Genomic DNA, 10,410 nt, shown 5'->3' on the forward strand with positions numbered 1-10,410 from the left:
TCGGGCTGCCAATTCTTCCTATCCTGGAATTCACATGATCAGCAACAACGCCACGCCCCTGGAACACTTGGCTGCATTCGCTATCGTTTTCGTGACGGGTGTATTAAGTACAGCAATCCTGGGCAGATACATTGAGGCGGTCAGGCGAGATGCGGCAGAAGACGCCTGCGCGAGAAATAATTGAGCCAGGCGTAAGCTCGCATTTTCCTGGAATCGCAGCATGTCTATCCGTCCCTGGCCGTTCACCCAGATCTGCACCGAATGCAATTGGGCACAGACATTTGCGCCCATCAGTGACGCGCTTGTCGTTGGGCGGGATATTGCGGCCCACTGTCCAAAATGCCAATCAAGGCAATTGCGATGCATCGCGCCTTCGACGCCAGCGCTGATTGCGAGCCGGCTGAAACGCCTTCTTAGTTCAGGATAAAGCGGAAGGATTTCGCCACGCTTCTCGACTCGGGGCCGGGGCGTGGCCCACTATCCGTTAAGGCGGCAATCAGGTAGCAATCAAAAAAACTGCTGGATAGGGTATGCTGACGCATATGTATTCAGATGCGTACAATTAAATCAAAATGTTGATCTTGGTTGGGCAGACCCTTCTGGCAATGAGGTGGTCCGTTCTTCAGGCTGAAGCCCTGTACTTTTCCCCGGCACCGCCCGCCAATTTCGCCTGCAAAGGAGCTTCGCAACATGGCGCGTATCGTGCCGGATGGTTGGCAGACCATGGATGCCATTGGCGCAATGCGTCGGGAATTCGAGACGCTGGAGTTGTTGGCGCAGGGGTTGCCGGATGAATATACGGTGTATCACGCCGTGCATTGGACCAATATCGAACGATCCCACGCCATCCACGGCGAAGTCGATTTCGTAATCGTCAACCAGGCCGGACACATGATGCTTATCGAGCAGAAATGCGGACCATTGGAAGATACGCCTGATGGGCTGGCCAAGAACTACGGCGGCGGCAAACTGAAATCGGTATCCGCACAGATGGGCCGCACGGTGAACAGCCTGCGAGGCAAGCTGGCACGGGTCTTGAATGGTGCTTACATCGAGATTGAGCATCTGCTCTATTGCCCCGACTATTTGTGCAAGACGCCGCAAACGGTGGGCGTGATGTCCGAGCGTATCGTGGACGCCGGCCGACGCGACGCATTGTGTACGGTGATCCAGCAGATTCTCCCTGCAGGCATCGCGGGTCCGTTGTACGCGCAGGTGCATCGGTTTCTCTGCGACGTCATTCAACTGGAGGCGGATGCCAGCGCCTTGGTGGGGCAGGCCAAGGCCCTGGTCACCCGCGTGTCCAGCGGCTTGGCGTACTGGGCCCGGCAAATCGACATGACGCCCTTTCGACTGCACGTGAGCGGTACGGCTGGCTCTGGAAAGACGCAGTTGGCCCTAGCCGAATACCGCGCGGCAATTGAAGCCGGACGCAGGCCGCTATATCTCTGCTTCAACCGGCCACTGGCAGATCACATTGCCGAGATCGTGCCGGCTGGCGGCGTGGTGTGCACGTTCCACATGCTGTGCGTACGCATGGTAAGACAGTCGGGATCGGTGCCTGACTTCAATTCGGCCATGGCCTTCGAGCAACTGGTCAACTCCTGCCGGGAACTGGCGGTCCCGCCGGATCTGATCTTCGACACGGTCATCATCGATGAGGGGCAGGACATCAAGGCCGAATGGTTTGAGCTGATTCTGCGCCATGCCCGCGATGATGCCCGCATGCTGTGGCTCGAAGATCCGATGCAGAAGCTGTATCGCCATGCCGCCGTAGAACTGCCGGGTTGGATACGCCTGCGAGCAGACATGAATTTCCGCAGTCCGCGCCCTGTCGTCCAATTGCTGCAAGCATTGGTCCCGGAGGGAGTGGCTGTCGTGCCGGCATCGCCCGTCGCGGGCCACGACGTGGAATTCCTTACCTACGAGACTGGCGCGCAATTGCTCGACCAAGTTAAAGAAGGTGTGCGCCTGTGCCAATTGGCCGGGTTCGCGACGACGGACATCGCGCTTCTCAGTTATCGAGGAAGGGATAGCTCTCGCATCCTGTCCTACGATCAATTGGGTTCATATGTGCTGAGAAAATTTCTTGGCACCTACGACGGTGAGGGCAGGCCGCAGTATTCCGACGGCACGCTGGTGACGGATACCGTGCACCGCTTCAAGGGGCAGTCCGCGCCGGCAGTCGTGATGGCGGAGATCGACTTCGAAATGCTGGGCGACGACGAGGTTCGCCGCTTGTTCGTAGGCGCGACGCGCGCCTCGATGAAGCTGGTCTTGGTCATGTCCGAGCGGGCGGCGGCACGATTGCTCGAACGTCTCGAAGTCTGTCCGACACCGGCGTGATCAATCCCGTGGCCGCTCCCGTGGAGGTGGCCGGTCACCCCAATCCGCACCTATGACCAAAGAGCGAGCGAAATGCAAGAGCAACAAGGCACCACGACAGCGCTGAGAATTACCCTGGGCCTGCATATCGAGCAGTGGCAAGGGCCTCACCCCGGGTCGTCGCTCGAACGCGCGACCGTGGGACGTCAGGCCTTTCTCGCGATGTTGGAAACTTGGCTCGGCCTCTCGTCGTTGCCAGTCAGTGTGGCTGAGCGGACCGCGGCCTTCCTGCTGGCATTGCGTCAATCCGATGGACCGGACAGGTTTTTTCACGACAGTTTGGCGGCTGATGAAATTGGCACCGCAGCCCGGCTCCTGCAGTGGCGCGACGAATGGATTCTTGGCGGATGGACTGGCGCCGTGGGAGTGGGATGGCCGCCTCGCTTGTCGGACATGGCCGTCGTCGAAGCCGCGGCGGCCGGCTTGTTGCCCCCCGGCGAAGGCGATCGCCTGATTGCTGTCCTGCGCTGCCTCGATGAGCGCAGCGTACCGGTCGGCGAGATCGTACTGCTGGAGGACTGCAAGCTCTTTCCGTCCTTGTGGCGTAGGCTGCTGGCCCGATTTCCAGTTGTCGATGGAAGCGTCCAGGTTCCCGCGGCCGAGCCGCATACGCAACTGGGGCGTCTGCAACGTGCCGTGTCAGATGCGGTGTCGCTTGACCAATCGTTCACGGCTCAGCCGGATATCGACGGTAGCGATGGCTCGATTGTCGTACTTCGTCCCCACACGTGCGAAACCGCGGAGCAATGGCTGGCTCATCACTATCATGCCGGGCAGGCCCAGATGCTCCTGGTCAGCGAGCAGCACGGCGCTTCGGTCGACGATACCTTGCGTGTCAACGGCGCACCGGCCTGCGGTTTTGACGAGTCCAGTGCCTTGCGCCCAGCTTTGCTGGCGTTGCCGCTGATCTTCGAGACCTTCTGGGATCCTCTGGAACCTGCGCGCCTGCTCGATTTCCTCATGCATCCGATCGGCCCGTTCCGGGCTTCGGCGCGTCGCGCGTTCGGCACGGTCTTTTCAGAGCATCCGGGTATCGGCGGGGCCGAGTGGGTCAACGCGCGCGAGCGCCTGCTGGCCGAGACTCCGCCCGAACTTCGCGCGGAACTGGAGCAACACATCCGGGTCTGGCTTGAATCGCCCCGCCATCCGCGAGCCCTCGGTGCGCCCATTGACTATGCAATCGAGCGGGTCAAACTGCTGGCGCAGGCGCTGCGCGGCCGTTTGCTGCACCTCATGCCTACCGACGCGGGGGCGCGCGATCTTGGCGCGGCCCTGAGCCAATGCGCGGGGACACTGAGCGGCCTCCAGTCGCTGCAACGGGACGGGGTGAAGCACGTCAAGCCCCGGTTGCTCGAACAGCTATGCGCTCAGGCGACCACGGCCTGCGGCAATAGCCTGGCCGTGGCCGAGGCGGCTTGCATGCTCAGCGCCAAGGCGCCCGAAGCCTGCGCCCTGGGACCGGTCGCTGAAGTCATCTGGTGGATGCCTTCCGCTCCGAAGCTGCCTGCGGGACACCCGTGGAGCCGTCCTGAAATCGAGGCACTGGCAGCGGGCGGGGTCGAGCTTGTGGACCAGGCTTTCGCCATGGGCAGCCTGGCCGCGTTGTGGATGCGGCCGCTGCTGACTGCTGTTGATCGCCTGATTCTGGTCTTGCCGCCGGCACCGGCGGAAGACCATCCGGCATGGCAGCTTATCGCCTTGCTCGCGCCTGCGATGGTCGCATCGCAGCTCGAAGAGCATCCAATGGTGCGCGACCAGTTGAGGCAGGTCGCACCTCTGCCCTTGCAACGCGCGCAAGGCGTCTGGGAGTTGGATACGGAAGCGCCCTGGCGGGCCATCTATCCACTTCCGACACGCCTGCCCTCGCAGTCTTACACGTCATTGGATCTTCATTTCAACAACCCCGCGATCGCCGTGTTGAAGTATGCGGCCGGTTTGCGTATTGGGCGGGCTACGGTGGTCACGAAGGATGGCCGCTTGCTCGGCAACCTCGCGCACCGCCTGGTGGAGACCCTATTCGTCAACGATGGTGCGCCATCGTGGAGCCAGGCCAAATTGGAAGCGTGGCTGGAGCCAGAGTTGGCAAGATTGCTTGAACAGGAAGGCATGCCGTTGCTTGCGCCGGGCAACAGCGCCGCGCTCTTTCAGTTCAAGAACACTATGCGTCACGGCCTGTGGGTGTTGCTGCAGCATATGGCGCATGCCGGCGTCGTCCGCGTCGAGGCCGAGCGGCCGCTGGCTGGCATGCTCGGCGCGTTGCGTCTCAACGGCGCCACGGACCTGTTATTGCGTATGGCAGATGGCAGGACCGCCGCGCTCGATCTCAAATGGACGGGCGCGAAGCGGTATCGGCAAGCGCTGTCCGACGGCACATACCTGCAACTGGCGTTGTATGGCGAAATGATTCGGCAGGAACTCGGAGCTCCGCCTGCCGCAGTGGGCTATTTCACATTCCGTGAGGCTCTGCTGTTGACCGCTACGCCAGACGTCTTCGGCCCACAAGCCCGTGTCATCAGTGCAAAGAACGGCGTCAACGCATCGGAACTCGTCATGAAGGCCAGAGCCACGTGGGCCTGGCGGGTGCGGCAGTGGCAGGAAGGCCATGTTGACGTGATCGGAGAGGGACTCGATCCGGAACCGGGGCCATCTCCGGAAGACTGCCTGCCGCTGGGCGAAACCGCGCCGTGGCACGGCGATTACACGGCGCTGTTCGGCAGCAGGGAATAACCATGGATCAGAAGAATATGAATGTGGAATTCGTCCGCGCCGGAGCGGGCAGCGGAAAGACCTATTACCTGACCCACTTGCTGGCGGACCGTCTGCAAAGCGGCGCTGCGCGGCCAGCAGCGATCCTGGCCACCACATTCACGGTCAAGGCTGCTTCGGAGTTGCGCGAGCGGGCGAGGTCGACGTTGTTAAGCCAGCGGCGGCTCGATCTGGCCGCCGCACTGGGGCAAGCGAGCATCGGTACGGTCAACAGCGTCTGCGGGCGCTTGATTCAGCGATTCTGTTTTGAGCTCGGTATCTCGCCGGATCAGACAATCCTGACCGAAGACGAAGGCCGCCGCCTTGTGCGCGTTGCTGTCGAAGGCGTTCAGGATGCGAGTGCCGTGGAGAATCTGGCGCAACTGACCGCGCGGTTGGGCCTGGACGACGATGCGGTGACCGCCACGCTGCACGCGGTCATGAACTCGGCGCGTTCCAACAACCTAAGTCCAGAAGAACTTGCCGCGATGGGACCGCGCAATGCGGACGCCATGCTGGCGTGCTGGCCGCGCCCGCAGGGCGATCACGATGCAGTCCTGGCGGCGGCGCTTGAACGGACAGAGCACGAACTCAAGCGGGTCCAGGCCGCCGGCGTGAATACCAAGGTTCTGAACGACGCGATCGAGAGCATCACGACTGCCCGCAGCGCGCTCGCTCGCGGGCAGCTTTCCTGGAACGCCTGGCAGCAACTGACGAAACTGAAAGCTGGCGCCAAGCAGGCCAGCATCGTGGAGGACCTTCAAGATATAGCGGCACGCCATCCTACCCATGACCGGTTTCACGATGATGTGCGGAACTATCTTTGTACGGTGTTCGACCTAGCGGGACGTGCCTTGCAAGCCTTTGCCGATGCCAAGCGGGAACTTGGCGTGGTCGACTTCACGGATCAAGAGGTCTTGCTGCTGCGAGCCTTGCAAAACAGCACCCTGGTGCGTGAAGCGCTCGCAGGTGAGCTCGATCTCGTTCTAGTCGACGAGTTTCAGGACACGAATCCGCTTCAGTTGGCCATCTTCGTAGAGTTAGCGAAGCTGGCCAAAAGCTCGATCTGGGTAGGCGACCCCAAGCAAGCCATCTATGGCTTTCGCGGCACGGATTCGACACTCATTCAGCAGATCCTCGATTCCGTGGAAGGCTGGGGCGGCACGATGGGTACGCCGTTGTCCGATTCGTACCGATCCACGCCGGGGCTTGTGGGCTTGGCTAACGAGGTGTTCGTGCCGGCCTTCCACCCCGCACCAGCCTCCGAAACCGCGCTCAGGCCGGTGCGCAAGCCGCTTGCCGAGCAGCCTCAACTCTTGAACTGGTCATTCGTGACGGAAGCCGGGAAGCGCTCAATTTCGCTGAAAGCCTTGGGACCCGCGGTGTCGGAGCTGCTGGGACGGGGCATCCTGATCGCCGACAAGGCCACGGGCCAGGAGCGTCCGTTGCAAGCCAGCGACATCGCCGTACTGTGCCGCAAGAATGACCATATCAAGTCCGCGGTCGATGCACTGAGCCGCTGGGGCATTGCCGCGGCGGCGGCCCGGCCCGGCTTGATTTCGACGCCAGAGGTTCAGTTGGTGCTGGCCTGCTTGCGCCGTTTGCAGGACGCCTCGGATACGGTGGCCACGGCCATGATTGTCGGGCTGACGGGTTCGGTCAGGCCGGAAGACTGGCTGCAAGACCGCTTGCAATTCCTTGCCGGGATAGCTGCGGGCGGAGACGACGAGACTTCCCCCTCGGTGTCGGCATGGAAGGCTGAGGGAGCGGACGCTCATCCGCTTATCGCCAGGCTGGCCAGCTTGCGGCCGTCCCTGGTGTCGCTCACGCCGCGTGAAGCGCTGCGGCTGGCAAAAGCCGAGTCCGGCGTTGCACGCTTGGCACACCAGTGGTCGGCTACGGAGCGCGAAGCGCAGGTTCGTATCGCCAACATTGAAGCGCTGTTGGCATTGGCGCACCAGTACGAGGAGGCTTGTCTGGGCTCGCGGCAGCCGGCGACGATCAACGGGATGTTGCTTTGGTTCCAGGAGCTGGTGGCCGATGGCGCGGACGGACGGGCGGCCGCGGCCCATGGCGCGGTTGAAGTCATGACCTTCCATGCGGCCAAGGGACTGGAATGGCCGATGGTGATTGTGATCGGCCTGGATCACGGCTATCGCACGGATCTGTGGAGCGTGCGTTCCCGGACGATCGGTGCTTTTGACGCGACAGCCCCTCTGGCCAACCGCTACATCCATCATTGGGTCAATCCCTTTAGGTCTGCCGTGCAGGTCATCGCCGATGCGGAGGCCTCAGAAACCGGCAAGCTCATGGCCGAGCAGGCGCGCACGGAGAACACACGCTTGCTGTATGTCGCCCTCACCCGTGCGCGCGATGTGCTCGCCCTGGTGGGCGGTACCAAGACGGTGGATTCAGCCCCGCCCTGCGATTGGCTCGACGAGATCGGCGCTGCCACCAAGCTCTGGGGACCGGCGGGCGCATCCGTGATGGACGGCCAGACTGTCGTCCGCGAAACGAAAGCCTGGGAGTTCGATGAATCGCTCGACGCACCGCCCCCGCCGGTTGCACGAGCCATGCATTACTTCGACGCGCGCCAGCCCCAATCTTTTGAACGGCTCTGGTTTGCGCCGAGCGCCGCCCAGACCGGACAGCATCGGGCGGTGACGGTGGAGGACGTAGGCAAGCGGATCGTTGTGCAGTCCGACACCGACATGGCTGCGCTGGGTTCGGCGCTGCATGGTTGCATCGCCTGCTCGGTGGCGGATCCGTCGCGTCCCATCAACGATGAGCAGATCAGGGAGGTCCTGATACGCTGGGGCGTCCATGGCGCCGTGACGCCGGAGGCAGTCCGCTTCCAGGTGGAAGCCTTTCATGACTGGTGGCAGTCGAAGTGGCCCGACGGCACTGCCCAGGCGGAACTGCCGATTCAGGTGCCACGTGCCGACGGCACCGTCATCCGCGGCCAGATCGATCTGCTGATCCGTGTCGCGACCGGCCGCATTCTCATCGATCATAAGGCCGACCCGCGCGCCGTCGCGGATGGCGAGCGCTTGGCCGCGACGCACGGCGGACAATTGGAGACCTACGCTCGCGCTGTCGAGGCCGCGTCGGGAGAGACCGTGCGTGAGCGCTGGCTATTTCTGCCCGTTGCCGCTCGCGCTGTGCAGATTGCTGCAGCTCATGAATAAGTTCATAAAAAGCAGTGCCTCGGGCCAGCAAGAACTCGATACGTCGTTCGGCGAGAAGCCGATTCGACCGCAGCCATCCGAACGGTGGGCGATGTATCGGTTGATCTGTCCTGTGACGGATGCCGCATTGGAAATCAGTGGCTTAGAAGCATTCTATGAATACTCCCAGCCGAACGGCCCGAATAAGCGGTTGTCGGCGGACATCGCCATCGTGCAGGGATCCCGGCCTGTCTGGTTGATTGAGGCAAAGAAGTTCGCCAGGAAATTGCACCCGGACCTTATCGATTGTTATCTCAAGCCCGGGATGATGGGTGTCGTCACTAACGGCAACCATTGGATCTTTCTCGTGCGCGGTAAGCACGTCGTGTATGGACCGATGGTGCTGCCTGACGGTCAAGTTGATGCTGCGGTCCGTGCCCTCGTCACGCGGATGCTGGCTTGCATCAGCGAAGACGAGGCCTTCGGTCTGGAGGACGGTTGGCGTGAGGACTGGATCGGAATCGCTGCGGTGGAGAGCCCTAAGATCTGGTACATGAACAAGGCAACAGGCTCCCGGGAGTTTGCAGAGAAACTGCACTTCGACACCTTAGGCGAAGCGGCGTGAGCCGCCTTGAAGTATGCGAAGCACGGTACGAGCACCGCATTGCTGTTAGAGGAGCTACTCGCTGCGGAGGTGGAGATACGCGGTGGGAGCGTTGAAGTTAGCAAAAACCGACTTATCTGGGTGCTCCCCGGATTGGGTCGCGGCGCTCGGGTGGATTTGGCGTCGCGGCAGCTCGATATGCTCGTACACAACACGCTCATAGACGCGGTCGGTCGAGACACCATAAGCGCAAGTATCAAGCTGCATGACAAGAATCACCACATGTCCGTATGCAAGGCAAGCGCGCCCCATGAGGTGAGCAGCCTGGTGCCGGTGTTCAGCATCATGCCGGGTTAGGCCGGCACCCGACTTGTCGGGTTGCAAGCGGAAGCAAGGGACAATCGCCGACTTGTTTCGGGATTGAGATAGTGATGAACGGATGAAAAGGGAAATGAAGCCTACAACCTCGCAAGCAGTCGCATTTGGCCGTGAAGTGGCTACGTACTTATCGAGTTACCGGCACCGGCTGGATGACTATAACTGGGGTATGACGGAGAGCTGCATAGCCGCGGCACGGGGCCGCGGCTTGCTCTCCGACCGTGAATTTGGCGGAGGTTTCGCTGAAACCTTGGAGTTGCGGCAGGCGGTTGCTCAGCGATCGCGCGAGATCCAGGTCGGGAAGAAAGGGGCAACCCGTGTTCAGGAACTGGCCGATCTTGCCAAATTCGTGATCTCCGACTGGGGCGGGTTGAATGGAAATCATGAGGAAACGATTGAAGAGTACGCCTCTCGGTTCACCGATATCGATACCGGATTCGATGCGGTTGTTGATCACGAAAGCCTTCGTTCGGCGGTTCGTCCGCGAATCAGGCGCGGGTTGTACAAATTCGGTGGAATCGCTAGTTGGTCAAAATGGCTTTCATTCGTGTGGAACGACTGGGCATTGATTTACGACGCGCGCATCGCTTTTGCGCTGGACGCGATCCACTTTATACGAGCCGTGAATGCGCCGGTGCTGCCCGTGCCGCCGGGTAGAAACGGGTTGCTTGCGAGTCTCGACGCTGAGAGCGCGGCCGCCTTTGCCTGGTTGGGAAGTTACGGAAGCGCGTGCCCTGCACTTGAGGAGATGGTGGCCGTGAGCGTAGGAAAGACAAGCAAGGATGATCCCCTTAGGGCTTGGCTCAACAAGGCGGCGGTGCCCGAACAGGATGCCTATGCCTATTATCTCGATGTCATGGCCGAAGCCCACCGGCAGCTCTGGCAGGATGATCGTCCCCTGGTGCATACGGAGATGCTGCTGTTCAAAATCTCGATCGCTGAAATTGCACAAGAGTTCATGTCGGCAATGCTGGAGAGATTGGGTCAGCCGCCAGGGATCGCCGCCGTTCCGCAGGCGGCTTGACAGTCTCGCAGTATCTGGAGTCGCGGAAAAAAAAACACAAAGCGGCATTCCCGCGCCATCCTTGAAGCTGCGGGGAGAAGTAGGCTCATGGGGCATGCGGAGGCCTT

General features: G+C 61.4%; 6 protein-coding genes. All 6 read left to right on the plus strand.

Features of this window, described 5'->3' with window-relative positions:
• The first annotated feature begins 34 nt into the window (after window positions 1–34).
• The 6 genes from AC3WMU_RS15715 (at window position 35) to AC3WMU_RS15740 (ending at window position 10,303) form a co-directional block, all read left to right on the plus strand.
• Window positions 35–184, plus strand: coding sequence for a hypothetical protein (locus AC3WMU_RS15715; RefSeq protein ID WP_492282626.1), 150 nt, complete (start codon window positions 35–37; stop codon window positions 182–184).
• A 506-nt stretch (window positions 185–690) separates the two neighbouring features.
• Window positions 691–2,346, plus strand: a complete 1,656-nt coding sequence (locus AC3WMU_RS15720; protein WP_492282627.1) for an ATP-binding domain-containing protein — start codon at window positions 691–693, stop codon at window positions 2,344–2,346.
• 72 nt (window positions 2,347–2,418) lie between these two features.
• Complete coding sequence (locus AC3WMU_RS15725; RefSeq protein WP_492282628.1) at window positions 2,419–5,112, plus strand: PD-(D/E)XK nuclease family protein; 2,694 nt, start codon at window positions 2,419–2,421, stop codon at window positions 5,110–5,112.
• A gap of 2 nt (window positions 5,113–5,114) precedes the next feature.
• Window positions 5,115–8,318: a UvrD-helicase domain-containing protein gene (locus AC3WMU_RS15730; protein WP_492282629.1), complete on the plus strand. Its 3,204-nt coding sequence runs from the start codon at window positions 5,115–5,117 to the stop codon at window positions 8,316–8,318.
• A complete protein-coding gene (locus tag AC3WMU_RS15735) occupies window positions 8,311–8,922 on the plus strand; it encodes a hypothetical protein (RefSeq protein ID WP_492282630.1) in 612 nt (203 codons plus the stop codon). Before AC3WMU_RS15730 ends, AC3WMU_RS15735 begins: the two co-directional genes overlap by 8 nt.
• Before the next feature lie 430 nt (window positions 8,923–9,352).
• Window positions 9,353–10,303, plus strand: a complete 951-nt coding sequence (locus AC3WMU_RS15740; RefSeq protein ID WP_492282631.1) for a hypothetical protein — start codon at window positions 9,353–9,355, stop codon at window positions 10,301–10,303.
• The last annotated feature ends 107 nt before the right edge of the window (window positions 10,304–10,410 follow it).

It is taken from the genome of Achromobacter sp. FW305-C-13, assembly GCF_058783475.1.